The organism is Pseudomonas sp. PDM13 (assembly GCF_025685765.1).
GTDB classification, from domain to species: domain Bacteria; phylum Pseudomonadota; class Gammaproteobacteria; order Pseudomonadales; family Pseudomonadaceae; genus Metapseudomonas; species Metapseudomonas solani.
On sequence record NZ_JAOTQU010000007.1, the window covers coordinates 190,928 to 217,401 of the forward strand.

A 26,474-nucleotide genomic window follows, 5' to 3' on the forward strand; every position below is an offset into this window, starting at 1 on the left:
ATAGGAAAAACCGCCAACAGCTGCGCTGTTGGGTGCCTAGCAGGATGCTGAACAGCTGTTGCCCCAGCAACAGCCGTTCCCGCCAATACCGACGCATCCCGGGTGGAGGTCGCTCTTTACTTCCACCAGCGGTGCCGCAGGTGATCACTATGGTTGAGCGACATGTAGGTCGGGTGAAACCCGGCGCGCGGTGCCCTCTCAATCGCGAATGAATTCGCTCCTACAAAAAGCGGCGGCGCTGCGCGTCGCTTGGCGAGTGAAGTCGCCCCTACACAGCACCTGCCAGGGCATGACTGCGGTGCCGCACCGGGCTGCGAATGGTGGACGGGTGGAGCGTCGTCCACCCTACCGAACGGTCATGGCGTGGCAGTGGGCTCGGGGTCTTCATCGCGGCGGTATATCCAGCGGTACAGCGCCGGCAGCACCAGCAGGGTGAGCACGGTGGAGGAGAGAATCCCACCGATCACCACCGTCGCCAGGGGGCGCTGCACTTCGGCGCCGGTGCCGGTGGCCAGGGCCATGGGCACGAAGCCGAGGGAGGCCACCAGCGCCGTCATCAGTACCGGACGCAGGCGCGTCAGGGCGCCTTCGATAACGGCCTCGTGCAGGGGACGACCCTCCTCGCGCAGGTTGCGGATGAAGGCGATCATCACCAGGCCGTTGAGCACCGCCACACCGGACAGGGCGATGAAACCCACCCCCGCCGAGATCGACAGCGGGATGTCCCGCAGCCACAACGCCAGAACACCGCCGGTGAGGGCGAAGGGAATGCCGGTGAACACCAGCAGCCCGTCGCGGATGTTGTTGAACATCATGAACAGCAGCACGAAGACCAGCAGCAGCGCCACCGGCACCACCACCTGCAAGCGCTTGGCCGCCGATTGCAGTTGCTCGAACTGCCCGCCCCAGGTGGTCCAGTAGCCGGCGGGCACCTTCACTTCGCGCTCCAGGCGGCTGGCCGCCTCCTCCACGAAGGAGCCGATATCACGCCCGCGCACGTTGGCGCTGACCACCACCAGGCGCTTGCCGTTCTCGCGGCTGACCTGGTTGGGGCCGAGTACCAGGTCGAGGCTGGCCACCTCCGCCAAGCTGATGAAGGCGATGCGCTCCGAGCCGCTGCCCGGCAGCGGCGGCACCGGGATGAGCAGGCGCGAGAGGCCGTCGATATCAGTGCGCAGCGGGTCGGCCAGGCGCACCACCATGTCGAAGCGGCGGTCGCCCTCGAACAGAGTGCCCGCCTTCTGCCCACCCACCGCCACGGCGATGGTGTCCTGCACGTCGCCGGCATTGAGGCCGTAGCGCGCGGCCTTGTCGCGGTCGATGTTAATGGTCAGCACCGGCAGGCCCGAGGTCTGCTCGATCTTGACCTCCGAGGCGCCGGCAACGCCCTCCAGGGCCTGGGCTATCTCGCCGGCGGTGCGGTTGAGTACGGCCATGTCGTCGCCGAAGACCTTCACCGCCACGTCGCTGCGCACGCCGGAGATCAGTTCGTTGAAGCGCAGCTGGATGGGCTGCGACAGCTCATGGTTGCTGCCCGGCACCGAGGCGGCGACGCGCTGCAGGTCGGCGATGATCGCCTCGCGGGGCTTGCCCGGGTCGGGCCATTGGTCCTTGGGCTTGAGCATCACGTAGGCGTCGGAAATGTTCGGCGGCATCGGGTCGGAGGCGATCTCCGCGGTGCCGGTGCGGGCGAACACCCGCTCGATTTCCGGCACCTGGGCGATCAGCGCCTTTTCCAGGCGCGCCTGCATGTCCACCGACTGGGTGAGGCTGGTGCCGGGTACCCGCAGCGCCTGCAGGGCGAAGTCCCCCTCGCTGAGGCTGGGCACGAACTCGCTGCCCATGCGGCTGGCCAGCACGCCGGACATCAGCACCAGCAGCAAGGCGCCGCCGAACACCGGCATGCGGTGACCCATTACCCAGCCCAGCACCGGCTCATAGCCACGGCGCGCCAGGCGCATCACGGCGTTCTCCTCCTCCTTGACCTTGCCGGTGACGAACAGCGCGATGGCCGCCGGCACGAAGGTCACCGAGAGGATCATCGCCCCCAGCAGCGCCGTGACCACGGTGAAGGCCATGGGGTGGAACATTTTCCCCTCCACCCCGGTGAGAGCGAAGATCGGCAGGTACACGACCATGATGATCAGCTGGCCGAAGATCAGCGCGCGGCGCGCTTCCTTCGAGGCGGCGAACACCTCGTGCAGGCGCTCGGAGCGGGTCAACATGCGGCCGTGGTGCTGCTGCGCATGGGCCAGGCGGCGGATGGCGTTCTCCACGATCACCACCGCGCCGTCGACGATGATGCCGAAATCCAGCGCCCCGAGGCTCATGAGGTTGGCGCTGACCTTGTTGCCGAACATGCCGGTGAAGGTGAACAGCATCGACAGCGGGATCACCATCGCGGTGATCAGTGCCGCGCGGATGTTGCCGAGGAACAGGAAGAGCACCGCCACCACCAGGATGGCGCCCTCGATGAGGTTCTTCTTCACCGTGGCGATGGCCTTGTCCACCAGCTGGGTGCGGTCGTAGACCGGTACCGCGACCACGCCCTCGGGCAGCGAGCGGTTGATTTCGTCGAGGCGCGCCGCCACCGCCTGGGAAACGGCACGGCTGTTCTCGCCGATGAGCATGAACACCGTACCCAGCACCACCTCGCGGCCGTTCTCGGTGGCCGCCCCGGTGCGCAGCTCGCGGCCGATCTGCACCTCGGCCACCTGGCTGACGCGGATCGGCGTGCCCGCCACATTGGCGATGACGATGTTGGCGATGTCGGCCAGGTCCTTCACCTGCCCCGGCGCGCGCACCAGCAGCTGCTCGCCGTTGCGCTCGATGAAACCGGCGCCGACGTTGGCGTTGTTGCGCTCCAGGGCCGTGAGCAGGTCCACCAGGGTCAGGCCGTAGGCGGCCAGGCGCTTGGGATCGGGGGCGACCTGGAATTCCTTGGCATAGCCGCCGATGGTGTTGATCTCCGCCACGCCGGGCACGTTGCGCAGCTGCGGCTTGATGATCCAGTCCTGGATCACCCGCAGGTCGGTGGGCGTGTAGGCCGTGCCGTCCTCCTTCAGCGCGCCGTCCTCGGCTTCCACCGTCCACAGGAAGATCTCGCCGAGGCCGGTGGAAATCGGCCCCATCACCGCCTCGGCGCCTTCGGGCAACTGCTCCCGGGCCACCTGCAGGCGCTCGTTGATCAGCTGCCGGGCGAAGTACAGGTCGGTGCCGTCCTCGAAGATCACCGTGACCTGGGAGAAGCCCGAGCGCGACAGCGAGCGGGTCTGCTTCAGGTGCGGCAGGCCGGCCATGGCCGTCTCGATGGGAAAGGTGATGCGCTGTTCGGTTTCCAGCGGCGAGAAGCCGGCGGCGGCGGTGTTGATCTGCACCTGCACGTTGGTGATATCGGGTACGGCGTCGATGGGCAGCTTCTGGTAGCTGGCGACGCCAAGCCCGGCCATGGCCAACACCAGCAGCAACACGATGATGCGCTGCTCGATGGCGAACTGGATGATGCGTTCGAACATGTCGTGGTCTCGTGGTGGCGGTCAGTGGGCGTGGTCGGCCGAGCCCTTGCCCAGCTCCGACTTGAGGATGAAGCTGCCCTCGGCGGCCACGGCGGTGCCGGCGGCCAGGCCTTCGGTCACCTCGACGAAGCCGTCGCTGCGGGTGCCGAGGCTGACGGGCTGCGCGACGAAGCCTTCCGCCACCTGCACGAACACGCTGGGGCGCTCCTCGATGCTCTGTACCGCCTGCTCCGGCACGGTGACGCCGGCCTGGCTGGAAGCGGTCGCCAGCTCGATGCTGACGAACAGCCCCGGGCGCCAGGCGCCTTCCGGGTTCTTCAGCACCGCCCGCGCCGTGGCGGTGCGGGTCTGCTCGCCCAGCAGGTCGCCGATATAGGCCACCTGCCCGAGCACCTCGCTGCCCAGCTCCGGCGAGATGACCTTCACCGCGCGGCCCACCCGGGCCTCGCCCAGGTCCTTGGGCGAGAGGCTGAAGGTGGCCCACACCTGGCTGAGGTCGGACAGGGTGAACGCGTTGCTCGCCTCGCTCACCACCTCGCCGGGCACCAGGTGCTTTTCCACCACCGTGCCGGCGAAGGGCGCACGCAGCTCGTAGCGGTTGCCCTGGGCCTGTTGCCCGGCGCCGCCCACCGCGGCCAGCTTCTGCCGGGCGTTGGCGACGGCGATCTCGGCTTCCTGCAGGGCCTGCCGCGCCTGGAGGAAGTCCTGCTCGGCGGAGATGCCCTCCTTCCACAGCTGCTGCTCGCGCTGGTGGGTGGTACGAGCCAGCTCGGCGCGGCGCTCGGCGGCGGCCAGTTCGCTGCGCTGCTCGGACAGCTGCGGGCTGGCGATCACCGCCAGCAGTTGGCCCTTCTCCACCTGCTGCCCGAGGTTCACCGCCACGCTCTCCACCACCCCCGCCGTGCGCGGCACCAGGTGGGCGGTGCGGTCCTCGTCGAAGCGGATCTCCCCCGGCAGCTTCACCCGCGTATCCAGGCTGCGGGCCTGGGCGGTGGCCAGGCGGATGCCGGCAGCGGTCATCTGCTCGGCGCTCAGGGCCAGCAAGCCCTCCTCCTTGGCGTACTCGAAGCGCGCGGTGCGGCCCTCGCGCTCCACCTCCAGGGTGGCGCTGAAGAAATGCGGCTCGGCGATGCCCGTCGGGCTGACGAAGGCGCCGTCACGGGGAGAGAACGCCAGTACCTGGGTCTCCCCCGAGGCACGCCGCACGCTCATCGACACCCGGCTTTGCCCGTCGGCGACGATGCGGCGACCGGCACGGGACAGGTAGACGGACATGGGCACACGGCCGTCGGCGCTTTCCGGCGCCACCAGCTCGACATCGAGGTCGTCGGCGCGGAACAGCTCGCCGCCGTTGGGGCCGCGCGCGACGGGTTTCGCTTCGCCGTGGCCGTCCTCATCGTCGTGCCCAGCCTCGTCGTGGCCGGCATGCGCCTTGGCGCCCTCCCCGGCCGCACCACCGGGCATGAATGCAACCGCGCCGGCAACCACGCCGATCCCCGTTGCGAAGGCGATCGCCAGGGCCAATTTCCTGCTCATAGGTACTCCCGAAATTCAAAAGACAGGGCCCGCGCCGAGGGGCGCGGGTGATGGATGGGCCGGGCCCTCAGGCGCCGGGGCCGCCAAGGGCGGTGACGTCGCCATAGATGCGCTCCAGGCGCACCCAGGCTTCGGTGGCCGAGGCCAGTGCCTGCACATAGCCGCTGCGCGCCTGGATCAGCGTGCGCTGGGCGTCCAGCACATCGAGGAAGGCCAACTTGCCCATCTCGAAGCCACGGCTGGTGCTGTCCACCGCGCTGCTGGCGGCGGGCAGGATCGTGGCGCTGAAGGCTTCCACCTCGGCGCTCGCCGCCTGCCATTGCTCCAGGGCTTCGCGCACCTCGCCACGCAGGCGCCATTCGATGGCGCGACGCTGGTCCCGCGCCTGGTCGGCACGGCGGGCCGCCGCCAGGACGTTGCCCTGGTTGCGGTTGAACAAGGGGATGGGCATGGACAGCCCCACCACATTCACCCGCTCGCGGTCCTCGGCGCTGTACTGGCTGCCGAGGCTGACGCTGAGGTCGGGGATGCGCTGGGCCTTCTCCAGCTCGAAGGCGGCGTCCTGCTGGTCGATGCCCATCTGCGCCAGGCGCAGCTCGGCACTCTCGGCCAGCGCGCCCAGCAGGCGGGCGCCAGGCGGGATGCCCGGCAGCGCGGCGGCGTCGCCGGCCAGGGCCACCGGCGCGGCGACGTCAGCGCCCAGCACCCGCTGCAACTGGGTGGTGGCACGGGCCTGCTCCTGCAGGGCACGGCGCAGCTCCAGGGCGATCTCGGCGCGCTGCACCTGGGCCCGGGTGAGTTCGATGGGCGACACCTTGCCGGCCTTGACCCGGCCCTCGGCGATGACCACGCCGCGCCCCGCCAGCGCCTGGGATTGCTCGGCCAACCCGACCCGCACCTGCGCCTGCAGCAGGCCCTGGAAGGCCTGAATGACCTCCGCCCGCAGCGCATTGCGGCTGCGCTCCAGCTCGAGCCCGGCGGCATGGATGCCCCGCTCGGCGAGCGTGGTCCTCGCGCCACGCTTGCCGCCCAGCTCGATGGGCTGGGTGATCTGCACGGTGGTGGTACGGGTGGCGCTGCGGGTGTCTTCCTGCTCCCAGGAAAGCTCCGGGTTGGGCAGCAGCGCCGCCTGCTGGCGCTCGCCCTCGGCGATGCCCAGGGCCCAGCCCGCCGCGGCGAGATCGGGGTTGTTGCGCTGCGCCTGCTCCAGCGCATCGGCCAGGGTCAAGGCGGTGGGGGCGGCGAGCGCCTGCCCCAGGGAAAGGCCCAGGCCGAGGGTGCACGCCAGGGCGCACCGCCGGAAACCGGCCGGTAATTGATCGATGACAGACACAGGTCGCTCCACTCCAAAGACCCAGAACAGGCACCGGCCACCCGAGGGGTGGATGAACGCCGGATACGCAATGGAGGGGCAATCTAGTGGGCAGGCCTTATCGTCAAGGTGACTGCAAAATTACAAATATGTAATCAACCGGCATTTAACAAAGTGCCTGTATTAACATGCACCGGCCGAGTGATTGACCGTTGAACTTCGTCATGACTCGTAACAAATAACCGCGCAACTTTTCGGCCACCGCGACTGACGATCCAGCGCCACCCAGCCGACAAGTGCGACAGCTTGCCGCACCCGTGCCAGCCGCATCAGGCGGGGCTTGACCCTGCAGCAACTACAGCCTTTAGCCTCCGCTTAACAACAACGAAGCGGCCTCTATCCGCTCGCGATGAATTCATACAAGCCGCGCGCTTGAATCAATTGAACCTCGAACTTCCAGGTAACTTGAATATGCGAATCCTGATTATCGAGGACGAGCCTAAAACTGCCGATTACTTGCACCAGGGCCTCAGTGAAAGTGGTTATGTAACCGACCGTGCCGCCACCGGTATCGATGGCCTTCACCTGGTCCGCCAGCACGCCTATGACCTGGTGATACTGGATGTGAACCTGCCCGAGATCGACGGCTGGGGTGTGCTGGAAAGCATCCGCCGCACCAGCAACACACGGGTGATGATGCTCACCGCCCGGGGCCGCCTGGCGGACAAGGTGCGGGGCCTGGACCTGGGCGCCGACGACTACCTGGTCAAGCCCTTCGAATTCCCCGAGCTGCTGGCGCGGGTGCGCTCGCTGCTGCGCCGCACCGAGCAGGTGCCCATCCCCGACGTGCTCAAGGTCTCCGACCTGGAGCTGGACCCGGGCCGCCATCGGGCCTTCCGCGGCGAGCAGCGCATCGACCTGACCACCAAGGAGTTCGCCCTGCTGCACCTGCTGATGCGCCGCTCGGGCGAGGTGCTGTCGCGCACCCAGATCATCTCGCTGGTGTGGGACATGAACTTCGACTGCGACACCAATGTTGTGGAGGTCTCCATCCGCCGCCTGCGGGCGAAGATCGACGACCCCTTCGACAACAAGCTGATCCACACCCTGCGTGGCGTCGGCTACGTGCTGGAGGACCGCCCATGAAGCCCGCCAGCCTGTCGCTGCGCCTGGGGGTTTCGGTGGCACTCATGGGCGCCGCGCTGGTGGTGCTGCTGGCGGTGGCGGCCTATTTCGCGCTGCTCCACGAACTCTCGTCCCTGGCCCGCGACGGCCTGCGGGACAAGATCGAGCAGATCGAACACCGCCTGGAGGAAGACCGCCTCACCCCCACCGGCCTGCTCGGCAAGCCCCACGGCCTGCTCGACCTGGTGCTCGGCCACGACAACCTGCAACTGGCCATCTACCAGGCCGGCGCCAACGGCCGCCTATTGCTGGACGTGAGCGACCGCGCCCTGGCCAGCGGCCCGTTGCCGGCGGTGACGGAGGTGATCCGCTACCACGAGGCCCGCGACGACTTCGGCCACGCCACCCTCACCGCCGCCACCAAGGTGCGCCTGGATGACGGCACGCCGGTGATCATCCAGCTGACCATGGACCGCACCGTCGACCAGACGCTGCTCAACGCCTACCTGCGCTCGACGCTCTATGCCCTGCCCCTGCTGCTGCTGGTGATCGGCATGGGCGCCTGGTGGATCGTCCAGCGCGGGCTGCGGCCGTTGCGCCAGTTCCGCAAGGTGGCCTCGCTGGTGTCCACCCAGGACCTGACCCACCGCATCCCCGTGGAGCGCCTGCCCCAGGAACTGGCGGACCTCGCCCAGGGCATCAACTTCATGCTCCACCGCCTGGACGGCGGCGTGCAGCAGCTTTCGCAGTTCTCCGACGACCTTGCCCACGAGCTGCGCTCGCCCATCACCAACCTGATGGGCAAGGCCCAGGTGACCCTTTCCCGCGAGCGGCCGCCGGAGGCCTACAAGGAGGTGCTGGAGTGCTGCACCGAGGAGCTGGGGCGGGTCACCCGCATCGTCACCGACATGCTGTTTCTCGCCCACGTCAGCCACCCCGCCTCCCTGGTGCCCTTCGAGAGCATCACGCTGGAAGACGAGGCACGGCGCGTGGCCGACCTGTTCAGCATCTCGGCGGAGGAGCGACGCATCGACATCGCCGTCGCCGGCAGCGGCACCACCCGGGGCGACCGGCTGATGATCCAACGCGCCCTGTCCAACCTGCTGTCCAACGCCATCCGCCACAGCCCGGCCGGCAGCCAGATCTCCATCGTCATCGAACGGCACACGGACAAGGTCTCCATCGCCGTGGGCAACCCCGGCATCGGCATTCCCGCCCAGCACCTGCCGCACCTCTTCGAGCGTTTCTACCGGGTGGACAGCGGCCGCTCCCGCGCCGAGGGCGGCACCGGCCTGGGGCTGGCCATCGTGCGTTCGATCATGAGCCTGCACCAGGGCAGCGTCGAAGCCAGCAGCCTGCCGGGCAGCTTCACCCTGTTCCGCCTGGTGTTTCCCGCACGGGGGTGATCAGAGGGTACGTGCCCCGGCACACCTCCGATTGGTGGGGTCCGTAGGATGGCGTAGAGCGCAGCGAAACCCATCAATCCAAGGCCCCCGTCCGCACCGTGCCCATTGGCAACACCGGCAGCATGGGTTTCGCTTCGCTCTACCCATCCTACGGGGCTACGCACGAATCAACCCCGCGCCCGCTCGGGCGGATGCTCCGCGCATAAAAAAGGCGCCCACCAGGGCGCCCAAGGATTCACCTCTTCCAAAGGAGCATCACTGCTTCAAAGGTGAATGAGTGGAAGTATGCGAAAGCGAAAATGACGGGACCGTGGTCGGCGAATTACAAATCCGTCATCTTCGCCAAGGCCCGCCGCGCTAGAGCACGCTGAGCGGGTATTCGACGATGAGGCGGAACTCGTCCAGGTCCGATTCGAACTGGGTGGCGCGGGTGTTGGCCTGGCGGATGCGGAACAACATGTCCTTCAGCGAACCGCTCTGCACCACGTACTTCGCCTCGATGTCACGCTCCCAGCGCTTCTGGTCGGTGAGCGGATTGCCATCCGCGTCGCGGCGCATGTAGGTGGCGTTGGCGTTGCTGTAATCGGCGTCGGTGCCCTTGCCGTAGCGGGTCATGAACGACAGCCCCGGGACGCCAAAGGCCGCCATGTCCAGGTCATAGCGCACCATCCACGAGCGCTCCTTCGGCGAGTTGAAGTCCGAATACTGGATGGAGTTGTCGAGGTAGATGGAATCCGACTGGCGCAGGTAGTCGAAGTCGTCGTCGCCGTTGTTGCGCTGGTGGGTCAGGGCCAGGGTATGGGCGCCGAAACGCACGCCGACCTTGCCGCTCCAGATGGTGTTGTTGAACTCGCCGAGCTGCTGGCTGCCCTCGTCCACCGCCCTGTAGAGGTTGAAGCCGCCGATCAGCGACACCTGGTCGTTCAACGGGTAGCTCAGGGAGGTGCCGACGTAGTACTGGTCCCAGACATCCTTCAGGCGAGCGCTGTAGGCGCTGAGGCTGACATGGTCGTTCAGCACATAGTCGCCGCCGAAGTAACCGACCCAGGGCGAATCGACGCCGCCGGCATAGAAGGTGGCGAAGTTGTCGCGCATGTTGCTCGACACCGGCTGGCTCATGGCGTGCAGGCGACCGCCCTGCAGGGTCAGCCCATCGATGCTGTTGTTGGCCAGGGTGATGCCGCGGAAGGATTCGGGCAGCAGCCGCGAGTCGCCGTACTGCACCACCGGAGTGACCGGGAAGACGTCACCCACCTTGATCACGGTGTCGAAAGCGCGGACCTTGGCCGCCCCGCCGACCTTGGTGTATTCGTCCCGCGCATCGCCCGCGCTGTCCACGGGCAGCACGTCGAAGGAGCTGCGCGCGCCGTTGCGGCCGCCGCCGGTGTCCAGCTTCAGGCCGAGCATGGCGAAGGCATCCACGCCGAAGCCGACGGTGCCCTGGGTGAAGCCGGATTCGAATTTGCCGATCACCGCGTGTGCCCAGGTTTCGGAGTAACCCGCACCGCCGGCACCCTCCTCGCCATTGCGGTTATCGCGGTTGAAGTAGAAGTTGCGGTTGAGGACGCTCAGGCTGCTGCCTTCGATAAAGCCTTCCTTCTGCTCTTCGGCATGAACGAGCGGGCTGACCCCGAGAATGGCGGAAACGACGGCAAGCGACAGCTTGGCTTTTCTGTTCATCTATTGCTCCTGGCGAATGGCAGTTCTTATTGATCTGGGCGGGCCGTTATGGATTGTTCGAATGAATGCGACCGCGCCTTATCGTCACTGCCGGGAGCTAACGCCAGGATGATTGGAAGATTACAATTCTGAAAGGCAACACCCCGCCCAGGCCTTGAACGCCGGGGCCTTCACCGCGCACCGGCAAGATTGCAGCAATGTAATGTCCGGCTCATGCCCCTGTTAGTTTCACCTCCGTAGCATCAGGCCCACTTCGCATCGCAACTCCCATCCGACATGCGAACTTCAAGAGGCCTGCCCATGAAAAAGATCCATTACGCCCTCATCGCCCTGCTCGCTCTCGGCAGCGCGCCCGCCTTCGCCAAGGGCGACGGCTTCGACCGTTCCTACCAGTTCAACCAGAAGGTGCGCGAAGACCAGCAGCGCCTGTGGGGCAAGAAGAACGCCGAAGTGGCGGACGCCGGCCAGCAACCGGCCAAGCGCAGCGAGCCGCCAGCCACCGTGGCAGACCGCAAGCACGACGGCGAGTGATGCCTCAGCCGCCCTGGTGACCACCGGGCGGCGATCGTTCGCGGTTATTGCAGTGCGCAGGGGCAGATCGCTATCATGAGAATAATTCTCACTCATGAGCCTGGGTCTTCTCCCTGCGACACTGCCCCATGCCAGCGGCCGAACCTCCCTTCCAGCAAGCCATCCATACGCTCTACAGCGACCATCACGGTTGGCTGTTCGCCTGGCTGCGCAAGAAGCTCGGCTGTTCGCACAATGCCGCCGACCTGGCCCAGGACACCTTCGCGCGCATCCTCTCGTCCCGCGAAATCATCGGCAGCGTCCGCGAGCCCCGCGCCTTCCTCACCACCACCGCACGGCGCCTGGTGATCGACCGGGCGCGGCGCAAGCAGATCGAAGACGCCTACCTGCGCGAACTGGCGCTGACCGCCGAGACACTGGCGGGCTTCCAGTCGCCGGAGCAGATCCTCACCACCCTCGAAGCGCTGGAACAGATCGCCTTCGTGCTCGAAGAGCTCAGCGCCAAGCAGCGCCAGGCCTTCCTGCTGTATTTTCTCGACGGCCACACCCAGCCCGAGATCGCCACGCAGATGGCCATTTCCGAGCGCATGGTGCGCAAGCACTTGATGCAGGCGCTGCTGCATTGCAGCAATGCGCTGGACCTCTGAGCCACCATGCCCAGCCCCGAATCGATCAACGAACAAGCCGCCAACTGGCTGATCCAGCTCAACGAGCCGGGGGCCGATGCACGGCTACGCGAAGAATTCGACCGCTGGAAGCGCCTCGACCCGCGCCACGCCACCGCGGCGGACCGGCTGCAGGGTTTCATCGGCCAGATGTCCGCCTTGCGCCCGCAGAAGGCCTCGGTGCATGCCGCGCTGGACGCCGCCTTCACCAGCCGCAAGAAGCCCTACCGCAACAAACGCAGCGCTGCCGCCCTGCTCCTGCTCTTCGCCTTGCTGCTGCCCGGCTGGGCGCTGTGGCGCAGCGAATTGCCGGACTACCTGCTGGCCGACCTGCGCACCCGCCCGGCGCAGTGGCTCAGCCAGCGCCTGCCGGACCAGTCGCAACTCACCCTCAACGGCAACAGCGCGGTGGACCTGCACTTCGATGGCACGCAACGGCGCATCGAGTTGCTGCGCGGCGAAGTGCTGGTGGAGGTGGCCCACGACCCGTCGCGGCCCTTTATCGTCGAGACCGAACAGGGCCGGATGCGCGCCCTGGGCACGCGCTTCGTGGTCACCCGGGAGAACGGCGTCACCCTGCTGACGATGCTCGAATCCCGCGTAGCGGCCACTGCCGGCGACAACCCGGCAGCGGTGGAAGTCGGCGCCGGCGAGCGGGCGCGCATCACCCGTGCGGCCGTGCAGCGGCTGGCACCGGTGGACACCCGCAGCGTCGAAGATGCCTGGCGCCACCACCAGTTGGTGGTGAAGGACCAGCCGCTGCCGGACGTGCTCGACCAGTTGGCGCGGCAGTTCCCCGGCCATGTGCAGTTCGACCGCGAGGCCCTCGCGGACCTGCGCGTCTCTGCCGTGCTGCCGTTGGATGACAGCACCCGCGCGCTGAACCTCATCGCCGAGGCGCTGCCGGTGAAGGTCCGTGAATTCACGCCCTGGCTGGTACTGGTCACACGTAAAACCGAACACTGAAAAAAATGCGCGGAGGGTGTTCCGGGTTTTCCGTCTCGCCCGTCAAGGACGGTAGAAACCAACAATCAGGGGCCCTACCGACCATGCGCACCACCCTCTCGCGCGCTGCCAGCGCGCCGCTCGCCCATACCGTCACCCCGCTCGCCCTGGCCATCCAGCTGACCTTCGCCGCCCTGCTCGGCGTCACCGTCGCCGGCCCGGCACTGGCGCAGAACGCCGAACAGGCCCAGCGCCGCTTCGACGTCGACGCAGGCCCGCTGGCCGATGCGCTGAACCGCTTCGCCCAGCAGGCGGGCGTGGCCATCCTCTTCGAAACGCAAAGCGTGGCCGGCCGCAACAGCGCGGGCCTGCACGGCTCGTACAGCATTGCGGAGGGGTTCGCCACCTTGCTGCAGGGCAGCGGGTTCGCCGCCAGCCAGGGCAGCAACGGCTATGTGCTGGTGCCCCTGGGCAACGGCGGCAGCCTGGAACTGGGCGCCACCACCATCAACGGAGCCAGCGACGAGAGCGCCACCGCCCATGTGGTCGGCTACGTGGCCAAGCGCAACCTGAGCGCCACCAAGACCGACACGCCCATCATCGAAACACCGCAGTCGCTGTCGGTGGCCACCAGCGATGAAATCCGTGATCGCCAGGCGGAAACCCTGTCCCAGGCGCTCAATCTGACGCCCGGTTTCACCAGCCAGCCCACCAGTTTCAACCGCACTTCGGACCGCTTCCGCATCCGTGGTTTCGATGTGGAATCCGCCACCGGCGGCTCCCTGCGGGACGGGCTGCGCCTGCAGAACAACTCCTACGATGGCGTACAGGAGCCTTACGGCCTGGAGCGCGCGGAGGTGATACGCGGCGCCGCCTCGGTGCTCTATGGCCAGCTCTCGCCGGGCGGCCTGATCAACGCCGTGAGCAAGCGCCCCACCCGCACGCCCTACCACGAAGTGAACCTGCAGCTGGGCCAGGACGACCGTCGCCAGGTATCGGCCGACCTCAGCGGCCCCCTGGGCGACAGCGAGACCCTGAGCTATCGCCTCACGGTGCTGGACCGCGACAGCTCCACCCCGCAGGACCACATCGACAACGACAAGCTCTACATCGCTCCTGCGCTTACCTGGCAGCCCGACGAAGACACCTCGCTGACCCTGCTGTCGTTCTACCAGAAGACCCGCACCGGGTTCTCCGCCCCGCTCGCCTACCAACTGGTGCAAGGCGTCGGCAACAGCCCTTACCAGATCGGCCGGCACGACTTCATCGGTGAGCCCGACTACGACAAGATGGACGGCGAGATGTCGACCATCGGCTATGAGTTCGAGCACCGCTTCGACGAGCACACGCGCATCGCCCACAAGCTGCGCTACTACGAGTCGGAGGTCGAATGGGACTACCTGCAGATCAGCACCAATGCCGCCACCCTGCCCCAGGTGCAAAGCACCGGCGTGCTGCGCCGCCAGTACAGCGACCGCACCGAGCGCTCGCGCGGCATCGCCAGCGACACCAACGTCGAATCCACCTGGCAGTTCGGTGACTGGCGCCACGTGCTGCTGGTCGGCTTCGACGGCTACGACACCTCCTACGACTCGCACAACTTCCGTGGCAACGCACCGTCGCTGGACCTGACCCGCTACAACTACGGCCAGCCGGTGGTGGTGGACGACCGCCAGGCACTGGACCGTGGCTCGCAGGTCGACACCCTGCAGAAAGGCGTGTACCTGCAGGACCAGATCACCTTCGACGAACGCTGGGTCGCCGTGCTCGGCGGCCGTCACGACTGGGCCGGCCAGGACCTGGAAGCCCACCGCGACGGCACCTCGTACAGCGCCGACAACGAAGCCACCACCTGGCGTGCCGGCCTCGTCTACAAGGCCGACAACGGCCTGGCGCCCTACATCAGCTACAGCGAATCCTTCTTCCCGGTCGCCGTGGCGGATGCGCCGGGCCAAAGCTTTGCGCCCACCGAAGGCAAGCAGTACGAGATCGGCCTGCGCTACCAGCCCCAGGACAGCAACCTGCTGCTCAGCGCGGCGGTGTACGAGCTGACCCAGCGCAACGTGCTCAAGCAGAACCCGCTGACCAGCACCTACACCCAGACCGGCGAGGTGCGCTCGCGCGGGCTCGAGCTCGAAGCCCGTGCCGACCTCACCCGCAACACCAGCCTGATCACCTCCTACGCCTACGTCGACGCGCGGATCACCGACAGCACGATCGCCACGGAAGTCGGCCAGCGCAGCGAAGACACCCCCTACCACCAGGCCGCACTCTGGGCCGACTACCGCTTCGCCGATTTCGGCCTGCCGCAGCTGCGCATCGGCGGCGGTGCGCGCTACAAGGGCAGCACCCAGGCCTCCGGCATCGACTCGGGACTGCCGCCCTACACCCTGTTCGATGCCATGGCCAGCTACAGCATCGGCGACAACTGGGAAGTGACGGTCAATGCCAACAACCTGGCCAACAAGAAGTACACCTACTGCGAGTTCGCCATCTGCCGCTACGGCGACGAACGCCAGGTGGTCAGCGCGGTCAGCTACCGCTGGTAGCCGGCCGCTGCAGGCGCGCCCGGCCCGGCGCCGGTCAGTCCTCTGAGCGGCCCGTGCCTTCGCGGTCGTGGGGGTAGTGGTGGGCCAGCGGGAATGGCGGCAGCCAGGCTTCGCGGCGGCTGACCCAGCTCTCGTAGGTGGGCAGCAACTGGTCGGGGGCGTCGAGGCAACCGAGGTTCACCTCGATTTCATCACCCGTGCGCGAGTACACCGACGAGCCGCAGCGCGGGCAGAAACAGCGCCCGGCGTAGTCATGGGTTTCGCCCTCGATGGCCACGGCGGCCTCGGGGAATATCGCCGAGGCGTGGAACAGCGCGCCGTGGTGCTTGCGGCAATCCAGGCAGTGGCAGAGGCCGACCCGGTAGGGCCGACCGCTCGCCACCAGCCTTACGCGGCCGCACAGGCAGCCGCCGCTGAATCGCTCCATGTGCCGTCCCTCCGCTGCAGGGCCCTGGGTGGTTTCAGATGCGCAGGCCGGGCCGGCGCCGGGTCAGCTCCTGGATCATCGCGCTGGCGATCACCGCCGTGGGCAGCAAGGTTTGCGGGGCGCCCGGCCCCTTGAGGCGATAGCCACGGATTTCCGTCGAACCGTCCTGCCGCACCGCCAACCACTGCACCACGCTGAACTCTCCCTTGGTGAAAACCGTCGCGCCTGAATGTTCCATCACTCGTCCTGATCACTGAAAAGCAGAACGGTCGAGCGTAGACGCTGAGCCCCGGAGCGCAAGTTAGAGCGGGTGTGGGCCGACCGCAGGCTTGACCCTGGAGTAGCTACAGCCTTCATGCTGCGCAGAAACCCCCCAGGAGAAACGACGATGGATTGGCTGGAGAAACGCGTTCCCCCCTTGATGGTCGCAGGTGCGTTCGCCCTGCTGATGGCACTGCTGGCGCAACCGGTTCCGCCCATCGGGGTGGCACAGGCCTGGCGCCTGGTGATGGCGCTGGTGTTGTTGCTGGTGGGGCTGGGCATCTGCCTGGCGGGGGTGGCGAGCTTCCGGCTCGCGCAGACCACGGTCAACCCGCTGGCGCCGGAACAGGCCACGGCCCTGGTGCAGAGCGGCATCTACCGCTACACACGCAACCCCATGTACCTGGGGTTCGCCCTGGTGCTGCTGGCCTGGGCGGCGCTGCTGGCCGCGCCACTGAGCCTGCTCGGCGTGGCCGGCTTCGTGCTGTACCTCGACCGCTTGCAGATCGCCCCGGAGGAACGCGCCCTGGCCGAGTTGTTCGGCGCCGAGTACGCGGGCTACTGCAAACGGGTGCGGCGCTGGCTCTGAACCCGCGCCGCACGCCCTGCCCTACACCCCCTTGGTGGAGGGCAGCAGCACGGTGAGGATGCCCAGCAGCGGCAGGAAGGAGCAGAGGAAGAACACGTGCTCGATGCCGTGGATGTCGGCCAGGTGGCCGAGCAGCGCGCCACCGATGCCGCCGAAGCCGAACATCAGGCCGAAGAACACGCCGGCGATCATGCCCACGTTGCCCGGCACCAGTTCCTGGGCGAAGACCACGATGGCCGAGAACGCCGAGGCCAGGATGAAGCCGATGATCATGCTCAGCACGCCGGTCCAGAACAGGTCGACGTGGGGCAGCGCCAGGGTGAAGGGCGCCACGCCGAGGATGGAAAACCAGATCACCTTCTTGCGCCCGATGCGGTCGCCGATGGGGCCACCGAAGAAGGTGCCGGCCGCCACCGCGCCGAGGAACAGGAAGAGGTACAGCTGCGAGCTGGCCACCGAGAGATCGAACTTCTCGATCAGGTAGAAGGTGAAGTAGCTGGTGAGGCTGGCCATGTAGAAGTACTTGGAGAACACCAGCAGCGCCAGGATCACCAGGGCGAAGGTCACCCGGCGCTTGGACAGCCCGTGGGTGGCAACGCCGCCCTGCTTGAGGCGGAACAGGTTGAGGTGGTTGCGGTACCAGCGGCTCAGCCCGTAAAGCACGAGGATGGAGAAGGCCGCGAACAGCCCGAACCAGGCCACGTGGCCCTGGCCGTAGGGGATGATGATGGCGGCGGCCAGCAAGGGGCCGAAGGCACTGCCGGCGTTACCGCCCACCTGGAAGGTGGACTGCGCCAGGCCGAAGCGCCCGCCCGAGGCCAGCCGTGCGATGCGCGAGGCCTCCGGGTGGAAGGTGGATGAGCCGATGCCCACCAGCGCCGAGGCCATGAGGATGGCCGGGAAGGAGCCGACCACGGCCAGCAGCAGGATGCCCACCAGGGTGCACAGCGAGCCGACCGGCAGCAGCCAGGGCTTGGGGTGGCGGTCGGTGTAGTAGCCCACCCAGGGTTGCAGCAGCGAGGCGGTGAGCTGGAAGGTCAGGGTGATCAGCCCCACCTGGGTGAAGCTCAGCCCGTAGCTGGCCTTGAGCATCGGGTAGATCGACGGCAGCACCGCCTGGATCAGGTCGTTGATCAGGTGCGCCAGCGCGCAGGCGCCGATCACACGCATGACCAGCGGGCTGGCTTGGCTCGCGACCGAAGGGGCCGCCAGGGGGGAGGCGGTGGAACTGACGGACATGGCACGCTTCCAGGCAAAGGCAGCGCCGCTCCACAGCCGCCGGGGCCGTGAAATCACGCTGCTGGTTCTCAGGATTCGGCGCTATCCTAAGGCCCGCCCAACCGCCTGTCTCGCGCAATCCGGTCAACAACCATCGCGAAAAAGACATCATGATCAAGCCCCTCGACACTTTCCTGAGCGAGATCGACGCCGCGCCCTGGCCCCTGCGCAGCAGCGCCACCGACTACCCGGCGGACTGGTTCATCCAGCCCCACTCGCACAACAAGCACCAGCTGATCTACGCCATCCAGGGCGTGATGGTGGTGCACTCGGCGATGAACCAATGGACGGTGCCCCCCAGCCGCGGCATCTGGATGCCCTGCGGGCAGGTGCACTCCATCCGCTGCGTGGGCGCGCTGAAGATGCGCAGCGTGTTCGTGCGCCCGGACATCGCCCTGGACCTGCCCCTCGAATCGAAGGCGGTGAGCATCTCGGCGCTGCTCAGCGAACTGATCCAGGCCTCCATCGGCATCACCGAGTCCTATGCGCCGGACTCCCGCGAAGGGCGGGTGATGAGCCTCATCCTCGATGAGCTGAAGATCCTCCCCACCCTCCCCCTGCACCTGCCGCAACCGGCGGACCGACGCATCCAGGGCATCTGCGCGGCGCTGCAACAGGACCCCGGCGACGGCTCCACCCTGGCAGACTGGAGCGCCCGGCTGGGCCTGGACGAGAAGACCATCCAGCGCCTGTTCCAGAAAGGCACCGGGATGACCTTCGGCCAATGGCGCCAGCAGGCCCGCCTGCTGCTCGCCCTGGAGCGCATCGCCCTGGGCGAGAAGATCATCGACGTGGCCGGCCAGCTCGGCTACGAAAGCCCCAGCGCCTTCACCACCATGTTCAAGAAGCAGTTCGGCATCACGCCCAGCAACTTCTTCAAATGAGCCGCCCGCTGCGGGCGACGCTACAATGGCGCCCGCGCCGATTCCCCCGATCGGGCACGCCCGGAGTCAGCTGCACATGTTCACCCTCGTAACCCTGGATAACCCGCCGCCCGAGTCCCTGAAGAGCCAGGTGCTGCAGATGGTGGTGGACTACTTCAGCGACATCAGCCCGGTTCCGCTGACGCCCAGCAACCCGCTCTACCAGCTGTACCAGTACGTGATCGGCTACGAGGTGCACCTGTACCTGCAGGCCATGGACAGCGCCCAGGCCAGCGGCGCGCGGCTGGTGCTCGCCCTGGCGGACGAAGACCCCTCCCAGGTGCTGGGTTTCGCCCTGTACCTGCCCAGCCAGGACGATGCCGAGGCCTGCACCCTGGCCTACCTGGCCGTGGCCGCCAGCCACCGCCGCCACGGCATCGCCCGCGCCCTGGTGCAACGCATGCTCGAACACCGCCCCCACGCCGAACTGGCCTGCGCGGCGGGCAAGGTGCCCACCTTCGAGGCCCTCGGCTTCCGCGTGCTGGCCGCGCAGGGGCCGCACGTACTGCTCAACACCCGCGCCCAGCGCTCCAACGGCATGGTGGCGGTGCAGGACCTGGCGCCGATCTTCCAATCCAAGGAGGTGCGGCAGATCCACACCTACCTGGTGAAGCAGAACGGCCAGAAGGCCCTGAGCGAGGCCGAAAGCAAGCGCGACCGCCTGCTCGACCAGATGGCCTTCCACGCCCAGGCGCTGGTGAAAGAGCGCTTCCCGACCATTCACTGATCCACCGCTCGACACTGCCAAGGCTCCAGGGAGAGGACGTTCCATGCGTGAAAGACAATCGGCACGGTTGCTGGTGATCAGCCCGGCCGGCGAGGTGCTGCTTTTCCGTTTCGACCACCCCGACGGCCCGCTGGCCGGCGCCTGCTACTGGGCCACCCCGGGTGGCGCCCTGGAGGACGGGGAAAGCTTCGAGGCCGCGGCCATCCGCGAACTGCGGGAGGAAACCGGCATCCGCGTCGACACGCTCGCCGCCCCCGTGGGGCACCGGCAATTCCCCATGCGCCTGCCCAGTGGCGAAGAGGTGCTCGCCGTGGAGCAATACTTCCTGGTCCAGGTCCCCAGCCCGGTGATCTCCAGCGCCGAATGGACGACGCACGAGCGGCAGGTCATGACCGCTCACCGCTGGTGGTCCGAACAGGCACTGCGCGCTACGCAGGAGACGGTATGGCCCGAAGGCTTGATCGAGATGCTTGGCGATGCCGGGGTGTTCCAGAAGCCGGCATCGGCGACCGCCCCCACACAGGACAACCCGCAAAGGAATGACAGCATGACCCGCACCCTGCGCCTGGCCACCACCGAGGATATCGAGGCGCTCTTCGCCATCCGCACCAGCGTCGTGCAGAACCACCTCTCCCGCGAGCAGATGGCCGAGCTGGGCATCACCCCGGCCGTGCTGGCCGACGCCATCACCGCCGGCCCCTGCTGCTGGATCGCCGAAGTGGACGGCGTGCCCGCCGGCTTCGCCATGATCGACCTGGATGAGGGTGAACTCTTCGCCCTGTTCATCCGCCCAGAGTTCGAAGGCGTGGGGCTGGGGCGCATGCTGCTGCAGTCGGCGGAAGCGGCGTTGTTCCAGGCCCATGAGCGCATCTGGCTGGTGACCGATGGCCACGAGCACATCCGCGCCAACGGCTTCTACCAGCGCCATGGCTGGGCCCTGGCCGGGGTCGTGGATGAGCGGGATGTGCGTTATGAGAAGCGCCGGGGGTGGTAGCCGTTATCTGTTGGGGCGAATTCACTCGCCCATGGGCAACGGCGTTGCCCTGAAGACGCGCGTGGCAACCCTGCGGGTTGCTTGGCGACTGAAGTCGCCCCTACAGGTGTGGTGCAACAGGGAGCATTTGTGGGAGCGGTTTCAACCGCGAATGGCACGGTGCCTGGCCATCGCGAATGAATTCGCCCCTACAAGGCTTCGGGGGCGTTGAGGATCAGTGCGAACAGGTGCTCGCAGCTGGCGGCCCGTGGCAACTCGGTGATGGCGGCGTCGATCTCGTCGCGCAATGCCTGGCCCAGGGAAACCCCGGCGAGCAGGTCGAACTTGGCGCGGAATTCCTCGCGGCTCATGGCGGTGGCCGGGTCGCCCTTGGCCTGGGTGATCGGGCTGGTGAAGCGGCGGCCGTCCTTCAATAGCACCGTCACGCGGGAGAGGATTTCCTCGGGGAAGCGCGCGGAGAGCTCGTCGCTTTCGACGATCTCCACCCGTTCGCTGACGGCGAGGATATCCGCCGCGTGCACGGCATCGCCTGTCACCTCCAGCGGCCCCACCTGCCCGCGCACCGCCAGCGCCGCCAGGGGGAAGGCCAGCGCGTACTGCGCCTCGTCGGCATTGGCCGGGCAGTGGCCCTGCAGGCGCACTGATTCGTGGAAGGTTTCGACGCGCAGTTGCTCGATGTGCTCGCCACGGATGTCGGGCTGCTCGGCCATCAGCGCGGTCAGGGCAGTGAGCGCCGGCTGCGCCCAGCGGCACACGGGGCAGGGCTTGAAGTACTGGGCGTCGATCTCCCAGCGCGAGCCCAGGTCGTCCCAGAAGGCAGCGACGCGAGGGAACTCCACCGTCTCCGCCGGTGCACCGGTGACTCCCGCCTCGGCCAGCAGCAGCGCGTTGAGGCCGGCGTGGGCACCGGCGCCGTGGGCGTCGCGCAGCATGGAGGGGTGGTCGACCAGGCGCATCATCGGGCAGCGCGGGCCGAAGTATTCGGCGATGCCCAGGGCATGGCGCAAGCGTTGCTCATCGAAGCCCAGCAGGCGCGCGCCGCCACAGACCACGCCGACGCCGGAGAAGGCCCCCGAGGCGTGGTATTCCGGCGCGGTGGCCATCAGCGCGGTGCCGGCGCGCAGGGCGGTTTCGTAGCCGATGGTCAGGGCGCTGAGCAGCTCTTCGCCGCTGATGCTGCGCTCCTGCTGGCGGCAGGCATCGGCCAGGGCCAGCAGCGCGGGCACCACGGTGGCGCCGGCATGGCCCTTGGAGGTGAAGTGGCCTTCGTGGGCATCCAGGCTGTCGACGCAGAAGCCGCCGGCCCAGGCCGCGCCCAGGGGGTGCACGGTGCGGCCATCGAACAGCAGGCGGCTGGCGAGCACGCCGGCCGGGTGATGATTCAGCGCGTAGCGTTTCAGCGCCTGGCTGGTGGCATTGTCACGGGCACCGGCGGCGACGCCGAGGATGTCCAGCAGGCAGGTCTGCATCAGCGCGCGGGTGTGGGCCGGCGCCTGCTCGAAACGGAAATCGCGGACGAACGAATAGAGCGACATGCGGGGCTCCACAGGCGGTTTCGGGAATCCGGAATGAACGGGTGCCCGGAGCCGGGCACCCAGGGCGCAGCCGTCAGGGCTGGGCGACGGCGCGGGAGGCCTGCAGCCAGGCGTCCCACTGCTGGCGGTGGGCGGCGATCCACTCGTCCGCATGGCGGCGCACGTCGGCGGGCTTGCTCTCGCCGTTCTGCATGCGCAGGTTCTGCTGGCTTTCGTCTTCGGTGGTGATCTGCAGCTGGGAGAGGAACTTCAGCGCCACCGGGTTCTTCTCGGCGAATTCCTTGTTCACCAGCGCTTCGACCTTGTCCACGGCGAAGCCGAGGTTCTTGCCCTTGTACGCGGTGTCGACATCGTTCTTGCCATCGGGCAGGTCGGTGTAGGGCACCTCCAGCCAGACCACGTCGCGCGGAGGTGAGCTGTTTAAATGGGTCCGCCGTAAATAACGCTACGCGTGCACTGCGAACCCTGCGCATGCCCAAATCTCCCCATCAAAGCCCCCACTCATGACCGCCCCACTCGACCTCTTCCACTCCGCCTTCCACGCCAAAGATATCGACGCCGCCCTGAAGGCACTCGCCAGCCTCGACGATCAGGCCACCGCCCCACTGCTTGCAAAGCTACTGCTGGAGTACTGGCATGAGGCTCATGAAGAAATCGTTTTCGAACTGGGGTTGATCGGCGAGCCCAGTACCACGGCAGCCATCGCCAAAGCTGCGGAGATGAGGTTCGAATACCTGATCGACTGGGATAACCTCCACGCCTTTCAGCGCAAGTGCGCTTATGCACTGGCACGCATCGGCACGACCGAGTCGAAGGTGGCGTTGGAGTTGATGGCGAAGCATTCCGACCCGATGCTGCGTGAGTACGGCAAGGAGGGTCTGGACCACTGGCCCATCCCGTACAAGGGCGGCAGGTCCCGCTAGCTCAAGGATGAGATAAGACCTGCTGCGAGGCAGGCTTTTTGCTCCGGATATGTGAAATGGAGAGGCCCGATAAGACTTCAGCTTTCTGCCGGTTCACGCTATTTTATGAAGCCAAGAAACGCTTAAGGAACGAGCGATGAACGGGCAAAGGAATGTGCCATATCCGATACACGTAGTATCAGAAAGCTTTCTCTCCACAATCAAATCTAACGTCTGCCGGACTCTTCTGTCTCAATGGCAGTGTTCCCTGTTGACCCCGCCCCCTATCTATCTCGATAGATCCGTTGCTAACAGCCATCGCTGGCGAACTGACAGGTCGCAAATATCGTCATAGTGCGACGACCTACTACAACCGACCAGCATTTATTGCCGTGTTTTAGCACGGCATGACTTCTCAAAAATTCACTCAGGCAACATTCGCCATGCCAAAACGCCTTGACCATAAGATCCGAGCGCTTATTTTATTATCAACCCTGCCCTGCTCCTATACCGCGCTAGCACAAGAGCCAATCTGGGTAATCAATGCATACAGACAGACAGGTACTGGAAGTACACCCGAGGCAGCATGCAGGGACTATGCAAGCAAGTGGCATGTTTATTTTTATCGCCTGGGCAGGAGCACAGGATGGAACTATGTACCCCCCCGTTACCAATGCTGGATATACTCGCACCCTGAAAATATACCGGATAGCATCTTCTACCAAGGAGAGATCTTCTTAAGTGATGGCGCCTGCCCATCGGCAAAGACCTTCGATCCAATCCTTGGAGAATGCATCTCACCGGCAGGAGCTCCACGAGAGAATAAGATTTGTAACGCCACACAAAATACATCAGCCAACCTTGCCCAAGTTCTCGCCGACGTAGATACCGGAAATAATTTCCAACCAGAAACAGACATAACAACAAGCGACTTTTCATTTAAGCGCTTTTACAACAGTTCGACAGGCACATGGAGACACGGATACTCGTCGCACCTCAAGATTGAAGACTGGAGAATCACACTCACTGAATTCGACGGGAAAATAATCAATTTCGAGAGAGATGGCGATTCAGCAAAAAACTCCATTGAACTTGCAGCACGTCTAGTCAAACAACAAGACAGCTGGATCTACACATCCGCCAACAATACCAAGCAAGTCTTTGACATGTTAGGCCGACTCACCCTGCAGCAGAGTCCAGACCAGACTACTCTTCATTTCTCATACACGGAAAACAGCACAATTATAGAGACGGAACGCGCGGGCAGATTCACACTAAAGTCAGATGCAAATCATCAACCCCTACAGCTTGAAAGCTCTGGACTCTCGATAGCGTATGAGTACATGGACGGAAAACTCATCAGGGTCAGACGCAGCGATGCACCGGACACTCCGCGTATTTACCACTATGAGGATCAACGCGATACAAACCTCCTTACAGGCATCACCGATGAGCGCGGCATCCGATATGCCACCTGGACCTATGACAACCACGGCCGAGCCATCTCCAGTGAATACGCCGGGGGAGGCAATCGTTCCTCAGTGAGTTTCAACACAGATGGGTCTACAACCACGACAAACGCCCTTGGCAAGCGCACGACCTATCGCTTTCAGACCATCCAGGGAATGCGCCGTATCAGCGCTATCGAAGGCGAGCCCTCGGCCAATTGCCCCAACAGCAACTCCACCTTCACCTACGACGACCGTGCCCTGATGAAGACCCGCACCGACAACAAGGGCAACGTCACCACCTTCGACTACAACGACCGTGGCCTCGAAGTATCCCGCACCGAAGCCTTTGGCACGCCACAGGCCCGCACCGTCACCACCACCTGGCACCCAACCTTGAACTTGCCACTGACGGTGACCGAGGCCGATCGCATCACCACATACACCTACGATAACCACGGTCGCCAACTGACAAAGCATGTTGACACTCAATGACTATTAAAAACCGCCTCGATATTTTCATAAGAAATGGCCAGAAGCTCCTTTTCCTGTTCGTGGCCTTATTGCCTTTAGCTTCGTTGGCATCACCTACACCTCCCACACTATTCTATCGTTCTGACCACTTCCCTCCATCCATGAGATTCAGTAGTTACACCGAGCCAGTCCAAAAATATAATGCAGAGTCCCAATCCCGTTATGACGCCTGTGTTGCCAGAGCTATCTCGGTAAGCGGAGGCAGTTGCATCAATCATCAAGGCATTGAAATAGTCCCATTCCGCTCAGAAAACAAGATAAATGGATTGCATACTGAATACTTAGTCAAGACCTCTTGGACAGAGTTCTCTATTTCCGGCGGAAAAGCCTACTTAACAACTAAATACGACATCAACAACTTCAGGATAAGCATGCTAGCAGAATGCCCATCAGGCTCAGAAATGAGAGGACCGCCAAGCAAACGATACTGTGAATGCCCTGAGTACTCCCCCCTGTGCCCTGCCGAAAATGAAGGTGGACCACCCCCCATGTGCGGCACTGGCGGAACCAACCCGATCAACATTACCAACGGCAACAAATACCAAATCGAAACTGACTATGTGGGTGATCAAGCCGGAGGACTTAAATTCTTCCGCATCTATAACAGCCGAGACGGCCTCTGGCGGCACAATTACTCCGCACACCTGAGGCTTGCGGGCACCACCGCCTCACTGGTCTTTGAGCACGGCCGCGAATCCTTTTTCTGGATCGATACCCCTACTGCCGGATCAATGCCAACGGAACTGGGTAAATTGATTGCCACCCCAAACGGATGGACCTATTACGGCCACGGCAACGAGCGCTATGAGTTCGATCAGCAAGGGCGCCTTGTAGGCCAAATAAGTCGAGATGGTAAACGTCAACAGTTGAGCTACAACCAAGCAATAGTCACAGTGAGCGATGAGCTCGGCCATAGTCTGACCTTTACCGAAGACGCCAATCACCAACCCCTAAGCCTGCAGGCGGAAGAGTCTCAAATCACCTATCAGTACAATGCAGGTCAGCGACTTACACAACTCACCCGCACTCAAACTGGGCAAGCCAAGCAGCGCATCTATCACTATGAAGTTGCCGGCAATGATCGCCTGTTAACCGGCATCACTGATGAACGTGGCGTTCGCTTTGCCACATGGACTTATGACGATAAAGGTCGTGCAGTATCCAGCGAGCATGCTGACGGTGCTGAACGCACCTTGGTGAATTACAACGCAAATGGAACCACCACTGTTACCAACCCGCTAGGAAAGCGCGCCGACTATCACTTTCAAGTGCTGGACGGAAGCAAGCGCGTGAGCATGATCGTTGGTCAGCCTTCTGCGAACTGCAAATACTCAAACTCTCGTTTCACTTATGACCAACGCGGCTTGCTATCGAGCCACATAGATAGGAACAATCACATCACCAATTACACCTACAACGACCGTGGTCTTGAGACTTCACGTACCGAAGCCTACGGCACGCCCCAGGCCCGCACCATCACCACCACCTGGCACCCAACCTTGAACTTGCCCTTGACGGTGACCGAGCCCGATCGCATCACCACCTACAGCTACGACGACCAAGGACGACCACTCAGCCAGAGCGTAAGCCAG

21 protein-coding genes and 2 pseudogenes are annotated in these 26,474 nt (G+C 65.1%); 14 read left to right on the forward strand and 9 right to left on the reverse strand.

Translation table 11 applies throughout. The annotated features are described in order from the left end of the window. Positions 1–356: 356 nt before the first annotated feature. The 3 genes from OEJ36_RS10340 to OEJ36_RS10350 form a co-directional block, all read right to left on the reverse strand. Entirely contained in the window at positions 357–3,515 is a 3,159-nt protein-coding gene (locus OEJ36_RS10340; RefSeq protein WP_263401453.1) for a CusA/CzcA family heavy metal efflux RND transporter, read from the reverse strand. A gap of 21 nt (positions 3,516–3,536) precedes the next feature. Next, positions 3,537–5,027: an efflux RND transporter periplasmic adaptor subunit gene (locus tag OEJ36_RS10345; RefSeq protein ID WP_317891573.1), complete on the reverse strand. Its 1,491-nt coding sequence runs from the start codon at positions 5,025–5,027 to the stop codon at positions 3,537–3,539. 91 nt (positions 5,028–5,118) lie between these two features. Next, the gene (locus OEJ36_RS10350; protein ID WP_411860987.1) at positions 5,119–6,384 is read right to left on the reverse strand and encodes a TolC family protein; all 1,266 of its coding nucleotides are present in this window, start codon (positions 6,382–6,384) and stop codon (positions 5,119–5,121) included. A gap of 450 nt (positions 6,385–6,834) precedes the next feature. On the opposite strand from OEJ36_RS10350, the gene OEJ36_RS10355 reads away from it, so the two are divergent. Together OEJ36_RS10355 and OEJ36_RS10360 are read left to right on the forward strand one after the other, a co-directional pair. Beyond that, on the forward strand, positions 6,835–7,509 hold the full coding sequence (locus tag OEJ36_RS10355) for a heavy metal response regulator transcription factor (protein WP_021220206.1): 675 nt from the start codon (positions 6,835–6,837) through the stop codon (positions 7,507–7,509). Continuing rightward, entirely contained in the window at positions 7,506–8,894 is a 1,389-nt protein-coding gene (locus OEJ36_RS10360) for a heavy metal sensor histidine kinase (RefSeq protein ID WP_263401454.1), read from the forward strand. Before OEJ36_RS10355 ends, OEJ36_RS10360 begins: the two co-directional genes overlap by 4 nt. 357 nt (positions 8,895–9,251) lie before the next feature. Here the strand turns inward: OEJ36_RS10360 and OEJ36_RS10365 are convergent, their stop codons facing one another. Beyond that, positions 9,252–10,574: an OprD family porin gene (locus tag OEJ36_RS10365; protein ID WP_263401455.1), complete on the reverse strand. Its 1,323-nt coding sequence runs from the start codon at positions 10,572–10,574 to the stop codon at positions 9,252–9,254. Between the two features lie 300 nt (positions 10,575–10,874). On the opposite strand from OEJ36_RS10365, the gene OEJ36_RS10370 reads away from it, so the two are divergent. The 4 genes from OEJ36_RS10370 (at position 10,875) to OEJ36_RS10385 (ending at position 15,264) form a co-directional block, all read left to right on the forward strand. Beyond that, the gene (locus OEJ36_RS10370; protein WP_263401456.1) at positions 10,875–11,105 is read left to right on the forward strand and encodes a hypothetical protein; all 231 of its coding nucleotides are present in this window, start codon (positions 10,875–10,877) and stop codon (positions 11,103–11,105) included. 128 nt (positions 11,106–11,233) lie between these two features. Continuing rightward, on the forward strand, positions 11,234–11,752 hold the full coding sequence (locus tag OEJ36_RS10375; RefSeq protein ID WP_263401457.1) for a sigma-70 family RNA polymerase sigma factor: 519 nt from the start codon (positions 11,234–11,236) through the stop codon (positions 11,750–11,752). Positions 11,753–11,758: 6 nt separating this feature from the next. Continuing rightward, entirely contained in the window at positions 11,759–12,736 is a 978-nt protein-coding gene (locus tag OEJ36_RS10380) for a FecR family protein (RefSeq protein WP_263401458.1), read from the forward strand. 83 nt (positions 12,737–12,819) lie between these two features. Further along, the gene (locus OEJ36_RS10385; protein ID WP_263401459.1) at positions 12,820–15,264 is read left to right on the forward strand and encodes a TonB-dependent siderophore receptor; all 2,445 of its coding nucleotides are present in this window, start codon (positions 12,820–12,822) and stop codon (positions 15,262–15,264) included. Between the two features lie 34 nt (positions 15,265–15,298). Here OEJ36_RS10385 and OEJ36_RS10390 read toward each other — a convergent pair whose 3' ends face one another. Further along, positions 15,299–15,691: a GFA family protein gene (locus tag OEJ36_RS10390; protein WP_263401460.1), complete on the reverse strand. Its 393-nt coding sequence runs from the start codon at positions 15,689–15,691 to the stop codon at positions 15,299–15,301. Positions 15,692–15,725: 34 nt separating this feature from the next. After that, positions 15,726–15,929 (reverse strand): hypothetical protein, encoded by a 204-nt coding sequence (locus OEJ36_RS10395; protein WP_263401461.1) that lies wholly within the window; start codon positions 15,927–15,929, stop codon positions 15,726–15,728. Between the two features lie 150 nt (positions 15,930–16,079). On the opposite strand from OEJ36_RS10395, the gene OEJ36_RS10400 reads away from it, so the two are divergent. Then, positions 16,080–16,541: a methyltransferase family protein gene (locus OEJ36_RS10400; RefSeq protein WP_184490017.1), complete on the forward strand. Its 462-nt coding sequence runs from the start codon at positions 16,080–16,082 to the stop codon at positions 16,539–16,541. A gap of 21 nt (positions 16,542–16,562) precedes the next feature. Here the strand turns inward: OEJ36_RS10400 and OEJ36_RS10405 are convergent, their stop codons facing one another. Then, positions 16,563–17,780 carry an MFS transporter gene (locus OEJ36_RS10405; protein ID WP_263401462.1) on the reverse strand — a complete coding sequence of 406 codons (1,218 nt, stop codon included), beginning with the start codon at positions 17,778–17,780 and terminating at the stop codon, positions 16,563–16,565. 149 nt (positions 17,781–17,929) lie between these two features. Here OEJ36_RS10405 and OEJ36_RS10410 point away from each other — a divergent pair, with 149 nt between their 5' ends. The 4 genes and pseudogenes from OEJ36_RS10410 to OEJ36_RS10425 all read left to right on the forward strand — a co-directional run bounded on the left by OEJ36_RS10410 (position 17,930) and on the right by OEJ36_RS10425 (position 20,463). Further along, positions 17,930–18,703 (forward strand): AraC family transcriptional regulator, encoded by a 774-nt coding sequence (locus OEJ36_RS10410; RefSeq protein ID WP_263401463.1) that lies wholly within the window; start codon positions 17,930–17,932, stop codon positions 18,701–18,703. A gap of 76 nt (positions 18,704–18,779) precedes the next feature. Further along, positions 18,780–19,469 (forward strand): GNAT family N-acetyltransferase, encoded by a 690-nt coding sequence (locus OEJ36_RS10415; RefSeq protein WP_263401464.1) that lies wholly within the window; start codon positions 18,780–18,782, stop codon positions 19,467–19,469. Positions 19,470–19,512: 43 nt separating this feature from the next. Next, positions 19,513–19,962, forward strand: a pseudogene (locus tag OEJ36_RS10420) (NUDIX hydrolase); the annotation flags it as partial. 54 nt (positions 19,963–20,016) lie between these two features. After that, complete coding sequence (locus OEJ36_RS10425; protein WP_263401474.1) at positions 20,017–20,463, forward strand: GNAT family N-acetyltransferase; 447 nt, start codon at positions 20,017–20,019, stop codon at positions 20,461–20,463. Between the two features lie 188 nt (positions 20,464–20,651). Here the strand turns inward: OEJ36_RS10425 and OEJ36_RS10430 are convergent, their stop codons facing one another. Both OEJ36_RS10430 and OEJ36_RS10435 read right to left on the reverse strand, forming a co-directional pair. After that, positions 20,652–21,998 carry an MmgE/PrpD family protein gene (locus tag OEJ36_RS10430; RefSeq protein ID WP_263401465.1) on the reverse strand — a complete coding sequence of 449 codons (1,347 nt, stop codon included), beginning with the start codon at positions 21,996–21,998 and terminating at the stop codon, positions 20,652–20,654. A gap of 73 nt (positions 21,999–22,071) precedes the next feature. After that, positions 22,072–22,404 (reverse strand): annotated as a pseudogene (locus OEJ36_RS10435) (glycine betaine ABC transporter substrate-binding protein); the annotation flags it as partial. Positions 22,405–22,501: 97 nt separating this feature from the next. Here OEJ36_RS10435 and OEJ36_RS10440 point away from each other — a divergent pair. The 3 genes from OEJ36_RS10440 to OEJ36_RS10450 form a co-directional block, all read left to right on the forward strand. Continuing rightward, positions 22,502–22,921 carry a HEAT repeat domain-containing protein gene (locus OEJ36_RS10440; RefSeq protein ID WP_263401466.1) on the forward strand — a complete coding sequence of 140 codons (420 nt, stop codon included), beginning with the start codon at positions 22,502–22,504 and terminating at the stop codon, positions 22,919–22,921. Between the two features lie 422 nt (positions 22,922–23,343). Next, positions 23,344–24,843 carry a DUF6531 domain-containing protein gene (locus OEJ36_RS10445; protein ID WP_263401467.1) on the forward strand — a complete coding sequence of 500 codons (1,500 nt, stop codon included), beginning with the start codon at positions 23,344–23,346 and terminating at the stop codon, positions 24,841–24,843. After that, on the forward strand, positions 24,840–26,474 hold a 1,635-nt coding region (locus OEJ36_RS10450; RefSeq protein WP_263401468.1), incomplete at its 3' end, for a DUF6531 domain-containing protein. The genes OEJ36_RS10445 and OEJ36_RS10450, both read left to right, overlap by 4 nt.